Origin of the sequence: Bradyrhizobium sp. AUGA SZCCT0177 (assembly GCF_018130125.1) — a bacterium.
Lineage (GTDB): Bacteria > Pseudomonadota > Alphaproteobacteria > Rhizobiales > Xanthobacteraceae > Bradyrhizobium.
This window is the reverse complement of the sequence record NZ_JAFCMA010000048.1, coordinates 12672-36182: the sequence shown is the minus strand read 5'-3', so window position 1 is coordinate 36182 and position 23511 is coordinate 12672. Positions and strand designations below refer to the sequence as shown.

The 23511-nt window shown below is 63.9% G+C and carries 21 protein-coding genes and 1 other RNA gene; 17 read left to right on the top strand and 5 right to left on the bottom strand.

All coding sequences use genetic code 11. The annotated features are described in order from the left end of the window. Positions 1 to 55: 55 nt before the first annotated feature. Entirely contained in the window at positions 56 to 799 is a 744-nt protein-coding gene (locus JQ597_RS34765) for a sulfite exporter TauE/SafE family protein (RefSeq protein WP_212269916.1), read from the bottom strand. A 188-nt stretch (positions 800 to 987) separates the two neighbouring features. On the opposite strand from JQ597_RS34765, the gene JQ597_RS34760 reads away from it, so the two are divergent. From JQ597_RS34760 to JQ597_RS34750, 3 genes are all read left to right on the top strand, one after another. After that, the gene (locus JQ597_RS34760; RefSeq protein ID WP_212269915.1) at positions 988 to 1719 is read left to right on the top strand and encodes an alpha/beta fold hydrolase; all 732 of its coding nucleotides are present in this window, start codon (positions 988 to 990) and stop codon (positions 1717 to 1719) included. Positions 1720 to 1739: 20 nt separating this feature from the next. After that, positions 1740 to 2705 carry a helix-turn-helix transcriptional regulator gene (locus JQ597_RS34755; RefSeq protein WP_212269914.1) on the top strand — a complete coding sequence of 322 codons (966 nt, stop codon included), beginning with the start codon at positions 1740 to 1742 and terminating at the stop codon, positions 2703 to 2705. Positions 2706 to 2818: 113 nt separating this feature from the next. Next, on the top strand, positions 2819 to 3547 hold the full coding sequence (locus JQ597_RS34750; RefSeq protein ID WP_212269913.1) for an alpha/beta fold hydrolase: 729 nt from the start codon (positions 2819 to 2821) through the stop codon (positions 3545 to 3547). A gap of 78 nt (positions 3548 to 3625) precedes the next feature. Here JQ597_RS34750 and rnpB read toward each other — a convergent pair. After that, positions 3626 to 4043: RNase P RNA component class A (gene rnpB / locus JQ597_RS34745), an RNA gene on the bottom strand. A 137-nt stretch (positions 4044 to 4180) separates the two neighbouring features. On the opposite strand from rnpB, the gene JQ597_RS34740 reads away from it, so the two are divergent. Then, the gene (locus JQ597_RS34740) at positions 4181 to 4531 is read left to right on the top strand and encodes a YciI family protein (RefSeq protein ID WP_212269912.1); all 351 of its coding nucleotides are present in this window, start codon (positions 4181 to 4183) and stop codon (positions 4529 to 4531) included. A 117-nt stretch (positions 4532 to 4648) separates the two neighbouring features. Then, the gene (locus JQ597_RS34735; RefSeq protein ID WP_212269911.1) at positions 4649 to 5890 is read left to right on the top strand and encodes an RNA polymerase sigma factor; all 1242 of its coding nucleotides are present in this window, start codon (positions 4649 to 4651) and stop codon (positions 5888 to 5890) included. Positions 5891 to 6022: 132 nt separating this feature from the next. On the opposite strand, the gene JQ597_RS34730 is transcribed toward JQ597_RS34735, so the two are convergent. After that, positions 6023 to 6892: an N-acetylmuramoyl-L-alanine amidase gene (locus tag JQ597_RS34730; RefSeq protein ID WP_212269910.1), complete on the bottom strand. Its 870-nt coding sequence runs from the start codon at positions 6890 to 6892 to the stop codon at positions 6023 to 6025. A gap of 548 nt (positions 6893 to 7440) precedes the next feature. Between JQ597_RS34730 and rsmH the strand changes: the two genes are divergently transcribed. The 8 genes from rsmH (at position 7441) to JQ597_RS34690 (ending at position 16594) form a co-directional block, all read left to right on the top strand. Next, entirely contained in the window at positions 7441 to 8436 is a 996-nt protein-coding gene (gene rsmH / locus JQ597_RS34725; protein ID WP_212269909.1) for a 16S rRNA (cytosine(1402)-N(4))-methyltransferase RsmH, read from the top strand. A 2-nt stretch (positions 8437 to 8438) separates the two neighbouring features. After that, positions 8439 to 8831, top strand: a complete 393-nt coding sequence (gene ftsL / locus JQ597_RS34720) for a cell division protein FtsL (RefSeq protein WP_212269908.1) — start codon at positions 8439 to 8441, stop codon at positions 8829 to 8831. Beyond that, positions 8828 to 10585: a peptidoglycan D,D-transpeptidase FtsI family protein gene (locus JQ597_RS34715; RefSeq protein ID WP_212269907.1), complete on the top strand. Its 1758-nt coding sequence runs from the start codon at positions 8828 to 8830 to the stop codon at positions 10583 to 10585. Before ftsL ends, JQ597_RS34715 begins: the two co-directional genes overlap by 4 nt. A 45-nt stretch (positions 10586 to 10630) precedes the next feature. Further along, positions 10631 to 12085 (top strand): UDP-N-acetylmuramoyl-L-alanyl-D-glutamate--2,6-diaminopimelate ligase, encoded by a 1455-nt coding sequence (locus tag JQ597_RS34710; RefSeq protein ID WP_212269906.1) that lies wholly within the window; start codon positions 10631 to 10633, stop codon positions 12083 to 12085. Next, complete coding sequence (locus tag JQ597_RS34705) at positions 12082 to 13464, top strand: UDP-N-acetylmuramoyl-tripeptide--D-alanyl-D-alanine ligase (RefSeq protein WP_212269905.1); 1383 nt, start codon at positions 12082 to 12084, stop codon at positions 13462 to 13464. The genes JQ597_RS34710 and JQ597_RS34705 overlap by 4 nt, the downstream gene beginning before the upstream one ends. 163 nt (positions 13465 to 13627) lie before the next feature. Further along, positions 13628 to 14734 carry a phospho-N-acetylmuramoyl-pentapeptide-transferase gene (gene mraY, locus JQ597_RS34700; RefSeq protein ID WP_192738075.1) on the top strand — a complete coding sequence of 369 codons (1107 nt, stop codon included), beginning with the start codon at positions 13628 to 13630 and terminating at the stop codon, positions 14732 to 14734. A gap of 128 nt (positions 14735 to 14862) precedes the next feature. After that, positions 14863 to 16263, top strand: coding sequence for a UDP-N-acetylmuramoyl-L-alanine--D-glutamate ligase (gene murD / locus JQ597_RS34695; protein ID WP_212269904.1), 1401 nt, complete (start codon positions 14863 to 14865; stop codon positions 16261 to 16263). Between the two features lie 46 nt (positions 16264 to 16309). Then, positions 16310 to 16594, top strand: coding sequence for a hypothetical protein (locus JQ597_RS34690; protein ID WP_212269903.1), 285 nt, complete (start codon positions 16310 to 16312; stop codon positions 16592 to 16594). Positions 16595 to 16627: 33 nt separating this feature from the next. Here JQ597_RS34690 and JQ597_RS34685 read toward each other — a convergent pair whose 3' ends face one another. Then, entirely contained in the window at positions 16628 to 17974 is a 1347-nt protein-coding gene (locus JQ597_RS34685; RefSeq protein ID WP_212269902.1) for a GDSL-type esterase/lipase family protein, read from the bottom strand. A gap of 139 nt (positions 17975 to 18113) precedes the next feature. Here JQ597_RS34685 and ftsW point away from each other — a divergent pair, with 139 nt between their 5' ends. The 3 genes from ftsW (at position 18114) to murC (ending at position 22117) form a co-directional block, all read left to right on the top strand. Then, complete coding sequence (gene ftsW, locus JQ597_RS34680) at positions 18114 to 19265, top strand: putative lipid II flippase FtsW (RefSeq protein WP_212269901.1); 1152 nt, start codon at positions 18114 to 18116, stop codon at positions 19263 to 19265. Between the two features lie 173 nt (positions 19266 to 19438). Then, the gene (gene murG, locus JQ597_RS34675; protein ID WP_212269900.1) at positions 19439 to 20548 is read left to right on the top strand and encodes an undecaprenyldiphospho-muramoylpentapeptide beta-N-acetylglucosaminyltransferase; all 1110 of its coding nucleotides are present in this window, start codon (positions 19439 to 19441) and stop codon (positions 20546 to 20548) included. Positions 20549 to 20713: 165 nt separating this feature from the next. Further along, positions 20714 to 22117: a UDP-N-acetylmuramate--L-alanine ligase gene (gene murC, locus JQ597_RS34670; RefSeq protein ID WP_212269899.1), complete on the top strand. Its 1404-nt coding sequence runs from the start codon at positions 20714 to 20716 to the stop codon at positions 22115 to 22117. A 56-nt stretch (positions 22118 to 22173) separates the two neighbouring features. On the opposite strand, the gene JQ597_RS34665 is transcribed toward murC, so the two are convergent. Continuing rightward, positions 22174 to 22464, bottom strand: a complete 291-nt coding sequence (locus tag JQ597_RS34665; RefSeq protein ID WP_212269898.1) for a GIY-YIG nuclease family protein — start codon at positions 22462 to 22464, stop codon at positions 22174 to 22176. A gap of 101 nt (positions 22465 to 22565) precedes the next feature. Between JQ597_RS34665 and murB the strand changes: the two genes are divergently transcribed. Further along, on the top strand, positions 22566 to 23486 hold the full coding sequence (gene murB / locus JQ597_RS34660) for a UDP-N-acetylmuramate dehydrogenase (protein ID WP_212269897.1): 921 nt from the start codon (positions 22566 to 22568) through the stop codon (positions 23484 to 23486). Positions 23487 to 23511: the final 25 nt, after the last annotated feature.

Below are 23511 nucleotides of genomic sequence, written 5' to 3'. Positions count from 1 at the left end.
GTTTTACGGATCAGCGTACAGCAATCTACTCGGAGCACATGGCCGCCATGCGCTGCTAACTCGGAGCAATGCCGCTCCACACCAGTGCGAGTCCGGACACAAACAGCAGGCCGAGTACGATGTCGTAGAAATTGCGATCGCTGAGCGCCTGATAAACGCGCGCGCCGATCCGTGCGCCGATCAGCGTGCCCGGCAGCGCCAGCAGCGCGAGCCAGAACACTTCCGTCTTGACGAAGCCATTGGCGATCTGCAGCAGCAAGGCGGCGCCGAGCACGGTGCCGTTGAATATCTGGAATACGCCGCGGCGCTGATCCTTGGTCCAGCCGCGCACGCTGGCCCACAGGGTCGGCAGCGGGCCGGACAGCCCGGCGAGGCCGCCCAGGATGCCCCCGGCAAATCCAACGGCCGCGTCCGCCGGCTTGCCGCCGAAGGCTAACGCCATCGGCTTGCGAACGAAGAACAGCGCGGCCGGAAACACCAGCAGCATCACGCCCACGCTCAATTTGAATATTTGCGGCTCCGCCTGCGCGACCAGCAGCGCACCGATCGGCATGCCGGCGAGCCCGCCGATGACGAACGGCGCGGCCAGTTTGAAGTCGAGAACCTTCCACATCGTCGGCAGCGTCGAGATCTGCGAGCTGACCGAGCAGATCAGCACCAAGGGGACGGCCAGCGACGGCGGCAGCACATAGAGCCAGATCCCCAGCGCCATCAGCGCCGTTCCGAAACCGGCAAGGCCGGAGACGAAGCCGCCGGCAAGCGCGCCAAAAAGCAACAGCGCGTAGGTGGACGTTTCCAACTATTCATTCCTTCGTCATTCTCCGATGCGCAATAGCGCATCTGAGGGCGCGAAGCGAACCCGGAATCTCGAGATTCCGGGTTTGGTGCTAACGCACCATCCCGGAATGACGTCGTTGAATTGAGCGCGACATTTACACGACGCCGCCAGCGGGTACTATCGCAATTCAAGCCTTCAACAATAACTTCATGGAAACGCCCCCGATGAGCTCAACCTCCGCAAAGACCTTCCTTGTCTGTCACGGCGCGTGGTCGGCGGGCTGGGCGTGGAAGAAGATGCACCCGCTGATGCGCGCCGCCGGGCATCGGCTGGTGACGCCGAGCTATACCGGGCTTGGCGAACGCGCGCATCTGGCAAACCCCTCGATCGATCTCGAAACCCATATCGAGGACATGCTCAACGTCATCAAATATGAGGATCTGCGCGACATCGTTCTGGTCGGCCACAGCTATGGCGGCATGGTCGCGACCGGCGTGGCCGATCGCGCCAGGGATCGCGTTACGCAGCTGATCTACGTCGACGCCTTCGTGCCGGAGGATGGACAGTCGCTGTTCGACATCAACGAACCGGGCCGGCAGCCGATGCTGGATGGCGCGAAGAAGGGGGATGGCTGGCGCATTCCACCGATGACGTCGCCGCCGGACACCGCGGCTGAAGACGTCGAATGGCTGGCTGCGCGCCGCGTTCCAATGCCGGTCAAATGCTTCGAGACCAGGCTCAAGCTGCAAGGCGGCACACTGACGCTGCCACGCAGTTACATCTACGCCACCCGCTTCCCGCCGGCCGACACGTTCGGTCCGTTTGCGAGGCGAACCAGGAACGAGGCGGGCTGGCGCTATTTCGAGATCGATGCCAGCCACGCGCCGAACGTCACCGCGCCGGAAGCGTTGATGGCGCTGTTGGAGAAGATCGTGGCGTGAAATAACGGGAGGTCAGAGCCATGGCAGCCAGGGCGACGGCAGTCATCGAGAAGTGGTCGACCAGTGTGGTCGAACCGGAGCGGCGGCTGGACTACTGGATCGGCGCCGTCTGCGAATGCTTTCTCGAGATGGACGTCACGACGCCGGTCAGGTCGGGCTTCGACTGCTCGGTTCAGCGCGGGCAACTCGACACCATCGGCGTCAATCGCGTCGAGGGCTCGGCGCAGCACGTCTACCGCAGGAAAGCCAGCCTCGCACGCAGTGCGTCGAACTACTACTACCTTCTATGCAAGACCGACAACGACTGGACGGTCATGCAAAATGGCCATCGGTCGATCTTGCAGCCGTACGATCTCGTGCTGCTGGACTCCCGGCGCTGCTATGAATTCAACTTTCCGGTGACTTCCAATACGCTGTCGCTGGAACTGCCGATCCCCTGGGTTGAATCGTGGCTCGTCGATCCCGAACGGCGGGCCGGGCAGCGGATCGACGGGCGCACCGGCTGGGGCGCGGCGCTCAGCGCCTTTGCATGCCAGCTGTCGCCGCATCTGGCGGTCAGTCTGCCGCTGCCCGCGCAGGTTCTCACCGACCAGCTCGGCGGGCTGCTGGCGCTGGCGGCGGGCAGCGAGATTCCAGCCACGCCGTCGGAGCGGCGCGAGGCGGGCAACCTGCTGGATCAGATCGGCCGCGCCATCCGGTTGCTCTACGCCGAACCGGGGTTGACGGCCGCTTCCGTCGCGGAGCATCTGCGTGTTTCGGAGCGGACGGTGCATCGCTGCCTCAACAAGTCAGGCCTGACGTTTAGCGGCATGCTGAACGACTGCAGGATGGCGGTCGCGCGCAGGATGCTGAGTGAAGCGCGGTTCGATCACATCGGTGTCGGCGGGATAGGATTGCGCGTCGGCCTGTCCGATCCGTCCCATTTCATTCGCCAATGCCGCAGATATTTCGGCATGACACCGGCCGCATTCAGGCGACAGCGCTGACCCGTTCTGGCAAAGTCCCTGGCGTAAATCGGCGATGATGGTGGCTTAGTCCGGCCATCCGGCATAATCTGTCGGGCCTATCAAATCCACTTCCATAAACGGGGGAGACGGAAATGGCAGGCCTTTACGTTCTTGTGCACGGCGCGTGGCACACCGGTGCCGAAATGGATGCCGTCGCCGGACACTTGCGCAAGTACGGCCATGCCGTGCATTGCCCGACGGTTGCCGGCAACAACGCGGGCGACGATCGCGACAAGATCGGGCTGGAACAGGCGATCGCGTCGGTTGCCGCCTACATCGAAAAGAACGATCTGCGGGATATCTGGCTGGTGGGCCACAGCTATGGGGGAATGCTGATTTCAGGCGTTGCCGATCGGCTGACGGATCGCATCAAGCGTCTCATCTATGTCAATGCCTTCGTCCCGCTGGACGGGCAGTGTCTCAACGACATGGTGCCGCCGCATTATGTCGGGCTGTTCGATGCGGTGGCCGCCGCCAACAAGAACGCCGTCATGCTGCCGTTTGAAATCTGGCGCGATGCCTTCATCAACGACGCCGACCTCGATCTGGCAAAGTCTGCGTTCGCCAAACTCAACCCGCATCCCTACAAGACATTCACCGATAAGATCGCGCTGAAGCGTCCGCTGGCGGAGCTGCCGGTCGGCAAATCCTACGTCAACTGCCGCCAGGATATCGCCTTGCCGCACAGCCTGCCGTGGCATCCACGGTTGTCGGAGCGCCTCGGCCTGTTTCGCCTCGTCGAGTGCGACGGCAGCCATGAGATGTTCTTCAGCAATCCGGCGCGGCTCGCGCAGGCGATCGAGGAGGCGGCGCGCGACTGAACTTCCCGAGCACGCGCGCGCATCGGTGCGAAAAATGGCGAGGGGTCCGGCGCGTTACGCCGAACCCCTCATTTTAGAAACATCAGCCAGCCTGTAAGCCGGGTTTTGTAGGGCACCACTCACTTTCGCGAGTGATACGTGACGGCCATTCCTCTGGGACCATGTTTGCACATGGCCTCGAGCAACCTACCCGGACGGCGAGCCTGACATCGCCCTGCGGCGTTTTCGCTTTCGCGAACTGCCCGCGTTGCCGTCCCTATTCGGTTTTGCTCCCGGTGTGGTTTGCCATGCCGGTTCCGTTGCCGGACCCGCGGTGCGCTCTTACCGCACCTTTTCACCCTTGCCCTCTCCCAAGGAGAAGGCGGTTCGTTCTCTGTGGCACTTTCCCTGGGGTCGCCCCCGCCGGACGTTATCCGGCACCGTATGTCGATGGAGCCCGGACTTTCCTCTCCCGCAGCCTTTCGACCGTAGCGGGAGCGGCCGTCCGGCCGACTGACCCCTTACGCATGGCGGCTGGGCGGCGTGGCGTCAAGCCACGAAACGGAGCAAAATAAACTATCCTGAAGATGTCGTTTCGCGTCCGGCCCATTCGACTGGGTGTCGGCGATCCAGCCGATCAAGAGGAGTAGAGCGATGCAGTATCTGTTGATGATCTATCGGAGCGAAGCCGAGCTTGGCAAAATGGACGCCGCTGGGCGCCAGCAAATGATGACGGACTACGGCGCGTTCACCCAGTCCATCGTTCAGAGCGGCCATTTCAAGGCCGGCGACGGCCTGCAGCCGTCAACGACCGCAACCACCGTGCGCGTTCGCGACGGCAAGACCCTGACGACCGACGGTCCGTTCGCGGAAACGCGCGAGCAGCTCGGCGGCTATTATCTGGTCGAGGCCAAGGATCTCGACACCGCGCTGGCCATCGCCGCGCGCATTCCCGGCGCCAAGACAGGTTCGATCGAGGTGCGGCCGGTCATGGTTTATGATTGAGCGGCGAAGCCGTCATTCCGGGGCGCGAAGCGAACTACGATGTGCAATTGCACATCGGAGAATCTCGAGATTCCGGGTTCGTCCTTCGGACGCCTCGGAATGACGATGTAGGGCGCCATGACCCCGGTTGAGACCGAAAAAATCTTCCGCGACGAGGCGGGCAGGGTGTTGGCGACCCTGATCCGCCTCGTCGGCGATTTTGATCTCGCCGAGGATGCCCTGCAGGACGCGTTCGCGGTGGCGCTGGAGCGCTGGTCCACCGCCAATCTGCCATCCAATCCGCGCGCATGGCTGGTCAATGTCGGGCGCAACAAAGCGATCGATCGCGTCCGCCGCAACGTCGCGTTTCGCGGCAAGCAGCAGGAGCTGACGCGCGAAATCCTGCTGAATGCGTCGGCGCCTGACGAGGCTGCCGACAACGTGCTCGACGACGACATGCTGCGGCTGATCTTCACCTGCTGCCATCCGTCCTTTGCGGCGGAAGTGCAGGTGGCGCTGACGCTGCGCACCGTGTGCGGACTCTCGACAGCGCAGGTGGCGCGGGCGTTCCTCGCGAGCGAAGACGCGATGGCGCAGCGGCTGGTGCGCGCGAAACAAAAAATCCGACTCGCCGGCATCGCCTACGAAGTACCGGAACGCGAAGCACTGGAGCCGCGCCTGCGCGGCGTGCTCGCGGTGATCTATCTGGTCTTCACCGAAGGCTATGTCGCGACCTCGGGCGACGATCTGATGCGGCCTGATCTGGCGCGCGAAGCGATCCGACTGACGCGGCTGCTCGACGCGCTGATGCCCGGCCGCGGCGAGATCAAGGGATTGCTGGCGCTGATGTTGTTGCATGATTCCCGGCGCGCCGGCCGCGAGACCGCCGGCGGCGACATCGTGCTGCTGGAAGAGCAGGACCGTTCACTGTGGGATCAGGCCCAGATCGCGGAAGGCTTGAAGCTGGTGGAAGAGGCGTTGCGGATGCCGGGGCGGCCGCAATCCTATGCGGTGCAGGCCGCGATCGCAGCGCTGCACGCGCGTGCGCCGAATTATAACGACACCGATTGGCCGCAGATCGCCGGCCTCTATGAGGTGCTGCTGCGGATCAGCCCGTCGCCGGTGATCGAACTCAATCACGCCGCCGCGGTGTCGATGGTCGATGGGCCGGCGCGGGCACTCGACCTGATCGATGCGCTGGAGGCGCGTGGGGGGTTGAAAGGGTATGAGTTGCTGCCGGCCGTCCGCGCCGATCTGCTCCGCCGCCTCGGCCGGCGCGATGCGGCGCGGGAAGCCTATCAGGCAGCCACATCTGCGACGCAACTGGAGCCGTTGCGGCGGCTTTATGCGAGGCGGATGGCGGAGCTCGACGAACTCTAGCCGTCATTGCGAGCGCAGCGAAGCAATCCATAGCTCGCCAAGCCGAAGCATGGATTGCTTCGTCGCTTCGCTCCTTTGCGCAAACGCTTCGCGTTTGTCGCAGGCAATGACGGTCGAATGCTCTCGCTTAATCTACTGCGCCGCGACCTGCGTCGGCGTCGCATCGGCCGGCAAAGTGGCCAGCAGCGCGTGCAGCGTGCTCATGGTCGAATGATCGGCAATGCCGTCGACGCGGGCCGGGCGGAAGTGGCGCTGGAACGCGGTGACCACTTCCATGGTCGGGCCGTCGTACTTGCCGTGGTTCGGCACTTGGTAGCCGTAGCGCGCCAGGGCAGTCTGCAGGCCAGCGACATCGTCGCTGATGCTGCCGAGCTTGAGCGATTCGCCGCGCACGATCGGCGCCGGTTGCACCCAATGGCCGACGCCGGAATTGGCCAGCGAATGCCACGGGAATTTCTCGCCGGGATCCTTTTTGCGCGCAGGCGCGACGTCGGAATGCGCGAGCACGCGATGCGGCGGCACGTTGCGGCGGAGCATGATGCCGCGGCACAGCGCGATCACGGCGGCGACCTGGCGCAGCGGGAAATCCGGATAGCCCCAGTCGTGACCGCGATTGATGATCTCGACCCCGATCGAGCAGGAGTTGATGTCTTCTTCGCCGGCCCAGAACGACACGCCGGCATGCCAGGCGCGCTTGCTCTCGGGCACGGATTGCACGATGCGGCCGTCTTCCAGCACGATGTAATGTGCCGATACGTCGGTTCCGGCCGTGCAGAGCTGGGCGATCGCGCCTTCCACATCCGGCATGCCGGTGTAGTGCAGCAGGATCATGTCGGGCAGGCGGCCCTTGTTGCGGTCGCCATAGTTCGCCGACGGAATCACGTCGGAGGCAATCGAGGAATCCGGGGTAAAAGTCTTCATGTCCGCGTTAGCCCTGGGAACGGGAAGGGCGCGTTGACGCTTCGAATCAATACCAGCGGACGTGAACGAACCAGCAGTCATTATATGAGCTCAAACCGGGCAGGAGAACGACAACCCGCAAATTTTACAAAATATCGATGTTTACTATTCCTTTACCAAGTCATCCGCGCAATCCGGCAGCCGCGCCCGGTTTCGTATTTTGACCGAGTGTGTGCGGCGGGCATCACTGTCTGCGCCAGGTGAGCCGGGCATCACTGCCTTCACGAGGTGAGCCGTTACTGGCTGGGCCAGTGAGCCGGGACATCACCGGCCTGCAGTAGTAAAAAAGCGCGTAAAAGCTGCGGCCGATCATCAACGCTTTCTTAACGCTAAGTGCCGTTACTAAGTGATGAAGAGCCGAACCGGTTTTGGGGACGGCCGAGGCCCTCTTTCACGCTCGAAAAGCCATGGCAGCCCAGCAAATTCCGTCCGGAAAACAGGGGTTGCGGGCTGGGGTTGATGACAGCAGTCGCGCCTCGCAGCGGGTTTTTGGCCGGAACAGCCCGGCAAAGCGCAGGGATTTGAGGCGCAATGGGCCGGTTGGCGTCCAGTTTCAGTTGTGCACGTTGGAATACGCTGAAGGCCGGCGAATGACCCCGGCTGCCTCCCGCCATATCTCCGTTCTCGGCCGCGAGGCGGTCGAGATGCTTGGCCCCCGCGACGGCGGCATCTATGTCGATGCCACCTTCGGCGCCGGCGGCTACAGCCGCATGATCCTGCAAACCGCTGGAACCCGGGTGATCGGTATCGACCGCGACCGGTCGGCGATTACTGGCGGGTTCGATCTGGTCGACCAGGCCGATGGCCGGCTGACCCTGGTCGAGGACCGGTTTTCCAATCTCGCCGAGGTTTGTACCGCGCAGGGCATTGATGCCGTCGACGGCGCCGTGATGGACGTCGGCGTCTCCTCGATGCAGCTCGACCAGGCCGAGCGCGGCTTCTCGTTCCGGCTCGGTGGCCCGCTCGACATGCGGATGGGGCATGATGGCCCGACCGCGGCGGACGTGGTCGCGAAAGCCTCCGAAGCCGATCTCGCCAACATCATCTACATCTTCGGCGAGGAGCGTCACTCCCGCGGCGTCGCGCGCGCCATCGTCGCCGCCCGCAAGGAAGCGCCGATCACGACCACGAAGGCGCTCGCCGACATCGTCGGCAAGGTGGTCCGCTCCAAGCCGAACGAAATTCATCCGGCGACGCGGACGTTCCAGGGCTTACGGATTTTCGTCAACGCGGAACTGGACGAGCTGCATCTGGCGCTGTCGGCGGCGGAACGCGTGTTGAAGCCGGGCGGCCGGCTGGTCGTGGTGTCGTTTCATTCGCTGGAAGACCGCATCGTCAAGGATTTCCTTAACCAGCGCGGCAAGTCCGGCGGCGGATCGCGGCATTTGCCTGAGGTCGCGCAGGCCGTTCCGAGTTTCCAGATTCTGACCAAGCGTCCGGTCACGCCGAATGAGGCGGAGATATCGGCCAATCCGCGTGCACGGTCCGCCAAACTGCGCGCCGCCGAGCGGACCGCGGCGCCGGCGCATGCCGCAGACGCACTGCCGGCGTGGCCGACCATCGACAGCGTCATGAGGGGAGGCTGATCATGCGGATCATCCACCTCCTCGTGATCGGCATGCTGGTGTTCGCCGCCTCCTATGTTTACCGGATCAAGATGGAATCGACCTCGCGCACCGAGCGCGTGCTGCGGCTGAACGCGGAAATCCGCGAGCAGCGCGACGCCATTGCTGGGCTCCGCGCCGAATGGGCCAAGCTCGACGCGCCGCTGCGGCTGCAGGGCCTTGCCGACCGCCACCTTCCGCTGAAGTCGCTGGTCGCGACGCAATATGACCAGTTGAAGAACCTGCCGGAACGGCCGCCCAGCTTTGCGAAGCCGGGCGCGCCCGATCCGATCGGCGCGATGATCAATACCATCGAGGCTGCCACCGATGCGCCGACCGTGACCGGCTCGGTGCCCGCGCCGGGAGATCAGCGATGACCGATCAGGCGCTTGCCACCACCCGACCTGCAAAGCCTGCCGAGCCCTGGCGGCAGCGGTTGATCCGCAGCCTGCTCTACGGGCGCAATGTCGATCGCGCGGCGAAGGCGCGGGCCCGCGTCGGATTTGCGGTGCTGGCGTTCGCATTGGTGTACGCCATCATTGCCGGACGCCTCGTCATGTTTGCGATCGGCGCCGACAGCCACAGCTCGGCCCGCACCGGCTCGCGGGACGCGATCGCGACCGCGCGGCCCGACATCGTCGATCGCAACGGCGAGATATTGGCGACCGACGTCAAGTCGCCGAGCCTGTTCGGCGAACCGCGCCGCATCATCGACAAGGACGAGGCGATCGAGCTTCTGACCGCGACATTGCCCGATCTCGACACGACCGAGGTGCGCGAGCGGTTGTCGTCGCGCAAGGGCTTTGTGTGGCTGAAGCGCGAGATCACGTCGAAGCAGCAGCAGGCGATTCATCGCCTCGGCATTCCCGGCATCGGCTTCCTGCGCGAGAACAAGCGCGTCTATCCGACCGGTGCATCGGTCGCCCATCTGATCGGTCTGGTCAATATCGACAATCAGGGCATCGCCGGGATGGAGAAGTGGCTCGACAATAACGGATTGGCCGATCTGCATCGCGCCGGCTTTGCCACCGATCGGCTGCAGCGGCCGGTGGAGCTGTCGATCGATCTGCGCGTCGAGCACGCGCTGCGCGACGAACTGATGAAAGCGAAAGAGAAGTACAAGGCCAAGGCCGCCTCCGGCCTCGTCTCCAACGTCAGGACCGGCGAGATCGTCGCGCTGGTGTCGTTGCCGGATTTCGACCCGAACAACCCGAAAGAGGCGCACGACCCCGACCGCATCAACCGCCTGACCACCGGCGTGTTCGAGATGGGCTCGACCTTCAAGGCGCTGACGCTGGCGATGGCGCTGGATTCCGGCAAGGCCAACCTCAACACGCTCTACGACGGGCGGGGTGCGATGAAATACGGCAAGTTCACCATCCACGATACGCATCCCGTCGGCCGCTCGATCACGCTGTCGGAAGTATTCACGTTTTCCTCGAACGTCGGCGCGGCCAAGATCGCGCTGGGGCAGGGCGTCGAGGCGCACAAGGCGTTCCTGAAAAAGCTCGGCCAGTTGGACCGGCTGCGCACCGAACTGCCGGAAAGCACGTCGCCGATCGTGCCGAAGCGCTGGGGTGAACTGAACACCATCACCATTGCCTTCGGCCACGGCATGGCGGTGGCGCCGCTGCAGGCCGTGATGGGCATCAACGCGGTCGTCAACGGCGGCTATCTTATCCCGCCGACCTTCCTCAAGCGTTCGGAGGAAGAAGCCAGGGCGATCGGCAAGAAGGTGCTCAAGACCGAAACGTCGGACAAGATGCGGTATCTGATGCGGCTGAACGCCGAGATCGGAACCGCCAAGAAGGCCGACGTGAAGGGCTATTACATCGGCGGCAAGACCGGCACCTCGGAAAAAGTGGTCAATGGCCGCTATTCCAAGAAGCAGGTGCTCAATTCCTTCACCGCAATCTTCCCGGCCGACAACCCGCAATATCAGCTGCTGATCATGCTGGACGAGCCCAAGGCGCTGCCGGAAACCCATGGTTTCATCACCTCGGGCTGGAACACGGTGCCGACCGGCGGCAAGGTGATCGCCCGAATCGGGCCGCTTTTGGGCGTCGAACCGCGCTTCGATCTGCCGACGTCGGATCGCCTCATTCTTGCGGCATCGAAGACAACCCAGTAAGGCGTAAGATCACGCAGCCCCGAGCTAGCGCCGGACTGGAAGACCATGAGACTTCGCGACCTCTTCAGCAGTGATGCCGCGATCGAGCCGCAGGCAGATGCGATCGACGTGAAGGGCCTGGCGCTGGACAGCCGCGCTGTGAAGCCGGGCGATCTGTTCTTCGCGCTCGCCGGCAGCAAGGCCGATGGTTCGCGCTTTGTTGATTCAGCCATCGCCGCAGGCGCGGTCGCGATCGCGGGCGAACACGCCACAAGCGATCGCGTGCCGTTTGTCACCACGCCAAATCCGCGCCGTGCGCTGGCGCTGGCGGCGGCAAGATTCTATCCGAAGCAACCGCAGACGATCGCAGCCGTCACCGGCACGAGTGGAAAAACCTCGGTCGCGGCGTTCACCCGCCAGATCTGGCAGCGGCTCGGCCATGCCTCCGCCAGCATCGGCACCATTGGTCTCGTTTCGCCGAAGCGCACCGTCTACGGCTCGCTGACGACGCCGGACCCGATCGCGCTGCATCGCCAGCTCGACGAGATCGCCGGCGATGGCGTTACCCATCTTGCCTTTGAAGCCTCGTCGCACGGGCTCGACCAATACAGGCTCGACGGCGTGCGCATCGCCGCCGGCGGCTTTACCAATTTGACGCGCGACCACATGGATTATCATCCCGACGTCGCGCATTACCTCGGCGCCAAGCTGCGGCTGTTCCGCGATCTCGTCGTGGCCGATGGAGCCGCTGTGATCTCGGCCGATCATGATTGCTCGCAACAGGTGATCGACGCCGCGCGGGAACGGAAACTGCGGATCATCGCCATCGGCCGCAACGCTGATGGTGCGGGCGAGGGAATCCGTCTGGTCGATGCAATCGTCGATGGCTTTGCGCAGAAGCTGACGCTCGAGCATCGCGGGCGCAGGCATATGATCAAGCTGCCGCTGGTCGGTGAATTCCAGATCGAGAATGCGCTGGTCGCAGCGGGGCTGGCGATCGGTACCGGCAGCGAAGCCGCGGCGGTGCTCGCCGGCCTCGAACATCTCGAAGGCGCCAAGGGCCGGCTGGAACAGGTCGGCGAACATAATGGCGCGCCGATCTTTGTCGACTACGCGCACAAGCCGGACGCGCTGGCGAAAGCGCTGCAGGCGCTGCGGCCTTATGCGAAACGAAAACTGGTCGTGGTGTTCGGTTGCGGCGGCGACCGTGACGCCGGCAAGCGTCCGCTGATGGGCGCGATCGCGGCCGAGAACGCCGACGGCGTGATCGTCACCGACGACAATCCGCGCAGCGAGAATCCCCAAAAAATCCGCGCCGCCATTCTGGACGCTGCCAGGGACGCCGCTGATATCGGCGACCGGGCGGAAGCCATCAAGGCCGGGATTGCGGCGTTGCAGCCGGGCGACGCGCTATTGATCGCGGGCAAGGGCCACGAGACCGGCCAGATCGTCGGCGACAAGACATTACCATTCAGTGATCACGACGCGGTGGCAGCCGCGCTGGCGGAGAGGAATGCATGAGCGCTGCGCCATTGTGGACGATTGCCGGGATTGCAAAGGCGCTGGGCCTTGCGGGTACATTTCCCGACACCGCGATCGATTTTGTCACGCAAGACAGCCGGCTGGTAAAACCCGGATGCCTGTTCGTGGCGCTCAGCGGCACGCCGAGCGGCGGCTTCATTTCGAGTTTCGCCAGCGCGCGCGACGGCTGGGAGTTCGCCGACAAGGCGGAAGCCGCCGGCGCGGTGGCGATGATCGTGCCGCACAGGATCGAAGGTGTGAGTGTTCCGCAGCTGATCGTCAAGGATACGCTGATCGACGGTCTCTGGGGTTTGGCGCGCGCGGCGCGGGCGCGATTCAAGGGCCCGGTGATCGGCCTCACCGGCAGCGCCGGCAAAACCAGCACCAAGGAATATCTCGCCGCTTACCCTGCCGCCTATGCCAGCCCGAGCAGTTTCAACAATTTCTGGGGCGTGCCACTGACGCTGTGCAATGCCAGCCCGAGCGCTTCGCTCTGGGTGGTGGAAATGGGCATGAACCAGACCGGCGAAATCGCACGGCTCAGCGAACTGACACAGCCGACCGTGGCGCTGGTGGTCAACGTCCAGCCGGTGCATCTGGAAAAGCTCGGCAGCCTGGAGGCGATCCGGCGCGAGAAGGTGAGCATCGCGCAGGGCCTCCCGCAAAATGGCGTGCTGGTGCTGCCGACCGGCGTCGAAGCGCCGGAATGGAACGGCAAGCTTGTCCGCTTCGGCAATGGTTCGGAAGTGCATGAGTTGAAACACAGCCCGCACGGCGAAAGCTGGCACGTGTCAGCGCAAGTCGGCGGCAAACAGGTCGCGTTCGACCTGACGCCGGGCGCGCCGCATCGGCTGCAGAACGCGCTGGCCGCGCTGGCATCGATCCATGCCGCCAGCCTCGATGAAGCGGCGCTGGCCAAAGAGCTCGGCAAGGTCGGCATCATGACCGGGCGCGGGGTGGAGCAGACCGCCGCCGGCGTCACCGTGATCGACGACAGTTTCAACGGCAATCCGGCCAGCATGGTCGCGGCGCTCGACAGCCTGAAGGCGCGGCCGGTCAAGTCAGGCCGGCGTATCGCCATCATGGGTGACATGCTGGAACTCGGCCCCGACGCACCCGCCTATCATGTCAAGCTGGCCAGGGATCTGCCCGGCATCGACGGCGTCTATTGTGTCGGCCCGCTGATGCGCCATCTCTACGACCTGCTGCCGGCCAACAGCGCCCTCGGCTGGCACGACGACCCGGCCACGCTGGAGCCGCAGAAAATCGCCGCATTGTTGCAAAGCGGTGACGTCGTGGTGGTCAAGGGCAGCAAAAAGATGTTCTGGGTCAACAAGTTTGTGCCCAAGCTGCTGGCCGCCTTACAGGCAAAAGCGTAAACTGGCCGGGCTGACCCACCCGTGATTTCCGTGGTGATTCGCTGACGTGCCGCCGCGATCGTGACCAGGATTTGCTTGGTTTCTAGGATGAAAACGATTGTCAACGCGCTTGCAATGCGCTTACCCGGCAAGACGGCGCAAGCCGCGCAATAGGGCATATTGAATGTTTTACTGGCTGATCGAGCTTTCCAACACCGTCCCCGCTTTCTCCTTTTTGCGTGGCCTCTTGAACGTCTTTCGCTACATCACCTTCCGCACCGGCGGGGCGATGGTGACGGGCGCGCTGTTCGTGTTCCTGTTCGGTCCATGGATCATCGATCACTTAAGGCTTCGGCAGGGCAAGGGCCAGCCGATCCGCACCGATGGTCCGGCCTCGCACATCATCGCCAAGAAGGGCACGCCGACGATGGGCGGGCTGATGATCCTGTCCGGCCTCGTCGTCTCGACGCTGCTGTGGGCCAACCCGCTCAATCCCTATGTCTGGATCGTGCTCGCGGTGACGCTCGGCTTCGGCTTCGTCGGCTTCTATGACGATTATCTGAAGGTGACGAAACAGACCCATAGCGGTTTTGCCGGCAAGTTTCGTCTCGCCATCGAAGGCGTGATCGCGCTGATCGCCTGTTACGCGCTGGTGCGCCTCGGGCGCGACGTGACCTCGACGTCGCTGGCGATCCCTTTCCTGAAGGACATGGTGTTCAATTTCGGCTGGTTCTTCGTGATCTTCGGCGCCTTCGTCATCGTCGGCGCCGGCAACGCGGTCAACCTGACCGACGGTCTCGACGGTCTTGCGATCGTCCCCGTGATGATCGCCGCCGCCAGTTTCGGCATGATCGCCTATCTGACCGGCAACGCTGTCTTCTCCGACTATCTGCAAATCAGATACGTCGCCGGCACCGGTGAGCTTGCGGTGCTGTGCGGCGCGGTGCTCGGCGCCGGACTGGGATTCCTGTGGTTCAACGCGCCGCCGGCCTCGATCTTCATGGGCGACACCGGCTCGCTCGCGCTCGGCGGCATGCTGGGCGCGACCGCGGTCGCGGTCAAACACGAGATCGTGCTGGCCGTGATCGGCGGCCTGTTCGTGCTGGAAGCGGTTTCCGTGATCGTGCAGGTGGTGTCGTTCAAGCTGACCGGCAAACGCGTGTTCCGGATGGCGCCGCTGCATCATCATTTCGAGCAGAAGGGCTGGACCGAACCGCAGATCGTGATCCGGTTCTGGATCATCTCGGTGATGCTGGCGCTGGCCGGCCTCTCCACGCTGAAGCTGCGGTGATGGTCTTGCAATCCCACCACTGTCGTTCCGGGGCGCGCGAAGCGCGAACTATGATGCGCAATTGCGCATCTGAGAACCTCGAGATTCCGGATAACCGCTGCGCGGTTTCCGGAATGACGGGCTAACCCATGATCCCCGTCACTTCCTTCGCGGGCAAGACGGTCGCCGTGTTCGGGCTCGGCGGCTCCGGCCTCGCGAGCTGCCACGCGCTGAAGGCGGGCGGCGCGGAGGTGATTGCCGGCGACGACAGCGCCGATAACGTCGCCAAGGCGGCTCAAGAAGGTTTCATCACCGCCGATTTGCGCAGCATACCCTGGGATAATTTCGCCGCGCTGATACTGACCCCCGGCGCGCCGCTGACCCATCCGGCGCCGCATTGGTCGGTGCTGATGGCGCGGCAGGCCGGCGTCGAGGTGATCGGCGACGTCGAATTGTTCTGCAGGGAACGAAGGCGTCACGCACCCGATGCGCCGTTCGTCGCCATCACCGGCACCAACGGCAAATCCACCACCACGGCGCTGATCGCGCATCTGATGAAGGTTGCCGGCTACGACACCCAGATGGGCGGTAACATCGGCACCGCGATCCTGTCGCTGGAGCCGCCGCGGATGGGGCGGGTGCATGTGATTGAGATGTCGTCCTATCAGATCGATCTGGCGCCTTCGCTCGATCCGTCCGTCGGCATCTTGCTCAATGTCAGCGAAGATCATATCGATCGCCACGGCACGCTGGAGCACTACGCCGCGGTGAAGGCGCGGCTGGTCGCGGGCGTGCAGCCGCAGGGCACCTCCATCGTCGGCGTCGACGACGGCTGGTGCCGCAACATTGCCGACCGGCTCGATCAGGCCGGCAAGCGCGTGGTGCGCATCTCCGTGAAAAACCCGCTGCCCGACGGCGTCTATGTCGAGCGCGAAACCATCGTTCGTGCTTCCGGCGGCGCGCGGAGCGAAATCGCAAAGCTCGGCGGCATCGGTTCATTGCGCGGCCTGCACAACGCCCAGAATGCGGCGTGCGCCGCGGCCTGCGCGCTGGCGATGGGGATCTCGACCGACATCCTGCAGAACGGCCTGCGCAGCTTTCCCGGGCTCGCCCACCGCATGGAGCAGGTCGGTCGCCGCGGCAATGTGCTGTTCGTCAACGATTCCAAGGGCACCAATGCGGACGCGGCGGCGCATGCGCTGTCGTCCTTTGGCGACATCTTCTGGATCGCCGGCGGCAAGCCGAAACTCGGCGGCATTACCAGCCTCACCGAATATTTCCCGCGCATCCGCAAAGCCTATCTGATCGGAGAAGCGGCGCAGGAGTTTTCCGGCACGCTCGGCACCCGCGTGCCGCACGAGATTTCGCAGACACTCGATGTTGCCGTCGCCAGCGCCGCGCGCGACGCCGAAGCCTCAGGCCTCACTGACCCCGTAGTCCTGCTGTCGCCGGCCTGCGCCTCGTTCGACCAGTACCGCAATTTCGAAATCCGCGGCGCCAGGTTCCGCGATCTCGTCACGGCGATGCCGGGCGTCAAGCCGGTGGTGTGAAGAACATCTTTTGCACAATTGGTCAGAGGCGTGGAGGACGGAAAGAATGGAGTGCATTGGTGTTACCAATGAGTTTGGCATCATTGTACGCCTCGCTTCGCTAGGCGAGCGGGGCGTAACTTTGGCGCAGTTGTTGACGGCGCTCGAAGCCTCAACGCCATTTGACACGAACGATAAAATTGCTTCGTTCGGCCCTCACTTTGGACAAGAGGCAAGTGATTCATTTGTCCGTCGCTTATCCGATCTGGGTCTCCAGTATTTCGAAGATTTCTTCGAATTTTCGGGCGATTTTCCGACATGGTGTGTATTCAAGGCGTGCGCTGCGCGGTGAATGTAGGATGGGTAGCCGCAGCGAAATCCATCATCACTGCTTCGACTTCGCACTCCGGTTGGCGCGCACCGGTTTGAACAAATCCAGGTCGATCGCCTGCCCCATCGCCAGATAACCCGTGCGATTGGGATGCAGCTTGTCGCCGGCGCCTCCCGTCGTGCTGTCGGGCACGAACTCCGGCTTGAGGCCACCCGATTGCGGATCGAGCGTCGCCTTGTCGAAATCGATCACGCCGTCGAATGTGCCTGATGTACGGATGAAGTCGTTCAGCGCCTTTCGCTTGGTGTCCTGTTCGGCGAAACCATGCGCCGCGCTGGAACTTCCCAATGCCGTGGTCACGGTGGCGCCGATCACGCGGACATTCGGCCATTTCGCGCGCAGCCGGGCGACGCCTTCCTTCATGGCGGCGATCACCTTGTCGCTTTCGGCGTTGCCGTTCTTGCCGAAGTCGTTGATGCCTTCCAGCCAGATCAGGCTGGAGATGCCGGAGAGCGTCAGCACGTCGCGGTCGAGCCGCTGGCCCGAGGCGGGGCCGCCGGCGAATGGTTTGCTTGCGCCGTACTCGGCCGGTCCGGCGATCTGGTTACCGCCGATGCCGCCATTCACCACCGCGACCTTGTTGCCATGGATTGCCTTGAGGCGGCGCGAGAGCACGTTGGGCCAGCGGTCGTCGCCGTTCATGGTGGACGCGGTGCCGTCGGTAATGGAATCGCCGAACGCCATGATGGCGAAAGCATCCGTGGGCGCGGTCATCTCGATCGCATCGAGGAAAAACCAGGATGCGGTCGTGTAGGGGAAGGCCGCCTCGTCCTCCAAGGTGCCTTTGGATCCTGCGCCGGGTGCGGTGACGTAAGAGGTCGTCAGCGCTTTGGCGTGCCAGGTCATCGGACCGCTCTCACCGGCGATGTGAAAGCTCACCGCGAGCTTGCGGCCGGCGAGGTTGTCGGGCTGCCCTGCGAACGGCAGCGTGACCGCGTCGCTCCAGACCGAGGTGCCGGGTGGGACGGTGATGGACATCTTGCCGCCAAACGTCACCAGGCGATTGGAGCCGCGGAGCAGCGCCGCACTGCCCAATTGCAGGCCGGCACAAACGCCGTCGAACGTCACGGGCTTGGTGCCGAAGGCGTTGCTGAAACGGAGGCGCGCCTGGCGGCCCCACAAATCGGGCCGCACGATCAGGCGAAAGGTCTGGTCCCGCGCGCCCGCCGCAGGATCGGGGAAGGCGAATTTCTGGTCGGGCTGGGCGGAGGGGTTACCGACGGGATAGGGGCCCTGGACCGAACCCGTCCAGGAAACCACCCAGTTCTCGTCCTTGGCGGATGCGCCCTGAAGCGATGCGACGAGCAGCGATGCTGCGACGAGACAGGTGAGCGACTGCATGGTTTCCCCTTTGATTTTGGGGCCCACCCTATAGCCGCGGGCGCAAATCTTGAAACCGAAAATTTGACGGACCCTATTAACCCCTTGGAAACCATCCTCCGCCACCAATGGACGTTACCTCTGCCATTTGGGGACGCCCATGCTCGCCCGTGACCAACGCACCCCGTTCTCGGAATGGTGGTGGACCGTGGATAGACTGCTGCTCGCGGCGATTATCGCGCTGGTCGTGGGCGGCGTCATCCTGTCGCTGGCGGCGAGCCCGCCGGTGGCGACAAGGATCGGGCTCGATCCCTTCCACTTCTTCAACCGGCACGTGATGTTCCTGCTGCCGTCCTTCATCGTGCTGATCGGGGTATCCTTCATGTCCCCGAAACACATCCGCCGCGGGGCGCTCTTGGTATTTGCGGTCTCGATCGTGCTGATCGTGGCGACGCTGGTGTTCGGCGCCGAGGTCAAGGGTTCGCGGCGCTGGATCACGCTGCTCGGCGTCAACATCCAGGCCTCGGAATCCGCCAAGCCCGCTTTCGTCGTGATCGCTGCGTGGCTGTTTGCGGAATCGACCAAGCGTCCGGAGATGCCGGCGACCTCGATGGCGATGGTGCTGTTGTTGATGCTGGTGTCGCTCTTGGTGATGGAGCCGGATTTCGGCCAGACCATGCTGATCCTGATGGTGTGGGGCGCGCTGTTCTTCATCGCGGGCATGCGGATGATCTGGGTGGCCGGTCTTGCCGGCGCCGCCGCAGCCGGATTGTTCGGCGCGTATCTGTTGGTGCCGCACGTCGCGCACCGCATCAAACGCTTCATGAATCCCGGCTCGGGCGATACGTTCCAGCTCGACATGGCGATGGATGCATTCTGGAACGGCGGCTGGTTCGGGCTCGGGCCCGGCGAAGGCATCGCCAAGCGCAGCCTGCCGGACAGCCACACCGACTTCGTGTTCGCGGTGGCGGCGGAAGAGTTCGGCATCATTCTGTGCCTGGCGCTGGTGGCATTGTTCGCCTTTGTCGTGATCCGCACATTGCTGCGCGCCTATGCCAGCGAGGACATGTTCTCCCGGTTTGCCGCTTCCGGCCTCGCCATCCTGTTCGGCGTGCAGGCCGCCATCAACATGGCGGTCAATTTGCAGCTGATCCCCGCCAAGGGCATGACCCTGCCGTTCATCTCCTATGGCGGCTCCTCGTTCCTCTCGCTGGCTTACGGCGTCGGCATGATGCTGGCGCTGACGCGGCAGCGGCCGCGCACCGAGATCGAGTCGCAGAACAATGCCAACTCGGTGCGGAGTTACGCCTAGGCGCTCGTGTCCCGGACAAGCGAAGCGCAGATCCCCCAGGATGTCGCGCCAATGGGCCCCGGTTCAGCAGCGCACCACGCCGCGAAAGGCGGCGCGCTGCGCTGCGCCCGGGGCAAGAGAACCGCATTCGTCGCCGCTCGCAATGACGGCTTGTTGTCTATAAAAGACCTCCCATGGAAAAAAACGCACGCCTGATTTTACTCGCGGCCGGCGGCACCGGCGGCCATTTGTTTCCGGCCGAAGCGCTCGGCGTCGAGCTGATCAAACGCGGTTTTCGCGTGCGGCTCGCGACCGACGCCCGCGCGCTGCGCTACAGCGGCTTGTTCTCCAGGGCCAATGACAATATCGACGTGGTGCCGAGTGAGACTGTGCGTGGCCGCAATCCGATCTCGCTGGCGCGCACCGCTGTCATGCTCGGCTACGGCGGCCTCATAGCGCTGAACCTGGTGCGGCGGCTGAAGCCATCAGCCGTGATCGGCTTCGGCGGCTATCCGACGCTGCCGCCGCTGATGGCGGCCAGATGGCTCGGCGTGCCCAGCCTCATTCACGACGCCAACGCGGTGCTCGGCCGCGCCAACCGGTTTCTCTCAAGCCGCGTCAACGCGATCGCGACCTCGCTGCCGGGCGTGCTCGACCGCGATCCGGCGCTGGCAAGCAAGGCAACGACGGTGGGCACGCCGATGCGTCCGGCGATCCTGGCCGCCGCCGCTATACCCTTTGCTTCGCCGGAGGCGAACGGACCGCTTCGCCTGCTGGTGGTCGGCGGCAGCCAGGGCGCGCGCGTGATGAGCGACATCGTGCCACCGGCGATCGAACGGCTGGAGCCGGTGCTGTGGAGCCGGCTGATCCTGACGCAACAGGTGCGGGAAGAAGACATGGCGCGGGTGCGCGCGATCTATGACCGGCTCAAGATCAACGCCGAGCTGGCGCCGTTCTTCACGGATTTGCCGGCGCGGCTGGCCTCCAGCCATCTGGTGGTCTCGCGCTCCGGCGCCGGCACGGTGGCCGAGCTCGCCGCGATCGGCCGGCCCTCGATCCTGGTGCCGCTGCCCGGCGCGATCGATCAGGACCAGTTCGCCAATGCCGGCGTGCTGGCCAAGGTCGGCGGCGCGCTGCGCATCGCGCAGGCGGAGTTCACGCCGGACCGCCTGGCTTCCGAAATTTCCGCATTCGCCGCCGAGCCGGCGAAGCTTACCGAGATGGCCGCCGCCTCCCGCACTGTGGGCAGGCTGGACGCTGCCGAGCGGCTGGCCGATCTGGTGCAGAAAGTTGCCGGAATCTAGGCGGAAAAAGCTCTTGTCATGCCCCGCGAAAGCGGGGCATCCAGTACATCGCGCCGCTGATTGGACACACTGGCGGCGCGGAGTACTGGATCGCCCGCTGGAGCCTGTCATCGGGCGGCCATTCGGCCGACCCGTTGGCGGGCGATGACAGCCAAGGATTGACGCATGAGACTGCCGCGCGAGATCGGACCCATCCACTTCGTCGGAATCGGCGGCATTGGCATGAGCGGCATCGCCGAGGTTTTGTGCAATCTCGGCTATACCGTGCAGGGTTCGGACGCCTCTGAAAGCGGCAACGTCACGCGGCTGCGCGACAAGGGCATATCAGTCTCGGTCGGCCACAAGGCCGAGAATGTCGACGGCGCCGACGTGGTGGTGGTCTCGACCGCGATCAAGCGCGACAATCCCGAATTGATGGCGGCGCGCGCCCAGCGCATTCCCGTGGTGCGCCGCGCCGAAATGCTGGCCGAACTGATGCGGCTGAAAAGCTGCGTCGCGATCGCCGGCACCCATGGCAAGACCACGACGACGACGATGGTCGCAACGCTGCTCGACGCCGGCGACCTCGATCCGACCGTGATCAATGGCGGCATCATCAATGCCTATGGCTCCAACGCGCGATTGGGCGCGGGCGACTGGATGGTGGTGGAGGCCGACGAGAGCGACGGCACGTTCCTGAAGCTGCCGTCCGATGTCGTGATCGTCACCAACATCGATCCCGAGCATCTCGATCACTTCAACACTTTCGAGGCGATCCAGGATGCATTCCGCAATTTCGTCGAGAACGTGCCGTTCTACGGCTTTGCCGTGATGTGCACCGATCATCCTGTGGTGCAGACCCTCGTCGGCAAGATCGAGGATCGCCGCATCATCACCTATGGCGAGAACCCGCAGGCCGATGTGCGGCTGTTTGACCTTACGCCGATGGGCGGCGGCTCGAAATTCAAGGTCGTGTTCCGCAACCGCAAGACCGGCGCGACGCACGAGATACCCGACATCATGCTGCCGATGCCGGGACGCCACAACGCATCGAATGCGACGGCGGCGATCGCGGTGGCGCATGAACTCGGCATTTCCGACGAGGTGATCCGCAAGGCGATGGCGGGTTTTGGCGGCGTCAAGCGGCGCTTTACCAAGACCGGCGAATGGAACGGCGTCACCATCATCGACGATTACGGCCATCACCCGGTCGAGATCGCAGCGGTGCTGAAGGCGGCGCGCGAATCCACCAACGGCAAGATCGTCGCCGTGGTGCAGCCGCATCGCTTCACCCGGCTGCAATCGCTGTTCGAGGAGTTTTGTACCTGCTTCAACGACGCCGATGCGGTCGTCGTCGCCGAAGTCTATCCGGCCGGCGAGGCGCCGATCGAGGGAATCGATCGCGACCATTTCGTGCTCGGCCTGCGCGCGCACGGCCATCGCGAGGTGATTCCGCTGCAAAATTCTTCCGAACTGGCCAAGGTGATCAGCGGCATCGCGGACAATGGCGATTACGTGGTCTGCCTCGGCGCCGGCAACATCACGCAATGGGCCTACGCGCTGCCCGGCGAATTGAAGGCGCTGGGGTGATGGGCCAGATGACTTTAGAGCCGTCATGGCCGGGCTTGTCCCGGCCATCCACGTCTTTACTGCGTGATCGTCGGATAGAGGTCGTCCCAATCTGGATTTGCCGCGACGATCGTCCGAACTTTCCAGGCACGCGACCAATGCTTGATGTTGTGTTCGCGCTGGATGGCATCTCGGATGTCGTCAAATTGCTCGAAATAGACCAGCCGCTTCAAGCCGTATCGCTTGGTAAAATCGTCGACGAATCCCGAGCGATGCTCGAATATTCGGCGGACAAGATCGCTTGTCACGCCGACATAGAGGATACCATTCGGACGATTGGTCAGAATGTAAACATAGCCGCCTGCCATGCGGGTAGTCTGCAAGACGTGGATGGCCGGGCACAGGCGAGCGGAAGCGACGCCGTTCTTCGATCGGCTATGCCCGGCCATGACGAGTTGAGAGAGCTTTCGTGACCTTCCCCGACATCACCCCCGATCTCAAAACCGCGATGCCCGACCTGCGCGGGCGGCTGCTGGCGAACCAGTCGCTGGCGGAGCTGACCTGGTTTCGCGTCGGCGGTCCGGCGCAGGTGCTGTTCACGCCGTCGGATGAAGATGATCTCGCGTACTTCCTGAAAAAACTGCCGAACGAATTGCCGGTCTATGTCGTCGGCGTCGGCTCCAATCTGATCGTGCGCGATGGCGGCATTCCCGGCGTCGTGATCCGCTTGTCGCCGCGTGCGTTCGGCGAGACCCGGGCCGATGGCGACGTCGTGATCGCAGGCACGGCCGCGCTCGACAAGCGGGTGGCGGAAACCGCGGCATCCGCCACTATCGGCGGCATGGAATTCTTGTTCGGCATTCCCGGCACGATCGGCGGCGCGCTGCGCATGAATGCCGGCGCCAATGGCAGCGAGACCAAGGACGTCCTGATCGAGGCCACCGGCGTCGGCCGCGACGGCACGAAACATGTCTTCAGCAATGCCGACATGAAGTTCGTCTATCGCAACAGCGGCGTTGATCCTTCCATCATCTTCACCTCCGCGCGTTTCCGCGGCGCCATTGCGGCGCCCGAAACCATCCGGGCGCGGATGGAGGAAGTGCAGAACCATCGCGAGACCGCGCAGCCTATCCGCGAAAAGACCGGCGGGTCGACCTTCAAGAACCCGCCCGGCAACAGCGCCTGGAAGCTGATCGACGCCGCCGGCTGCCGCGGCCTGCGCGTCGGCGGCGCCCAGGTGTCGGAAATGCACTGCAACTTCCTGATCAATACTGGCAACGCGACCGGGCATGACATTGAAACGCTGGGTGAAACGGTGCGTGCGCGGGTTAAGGAAAACTCCGGAATCGAGTTACACTGGGAAATCAAGCGGATCGGAATTCCAACATAGTCGTCATTCCGGGGCGCGCGAAGCG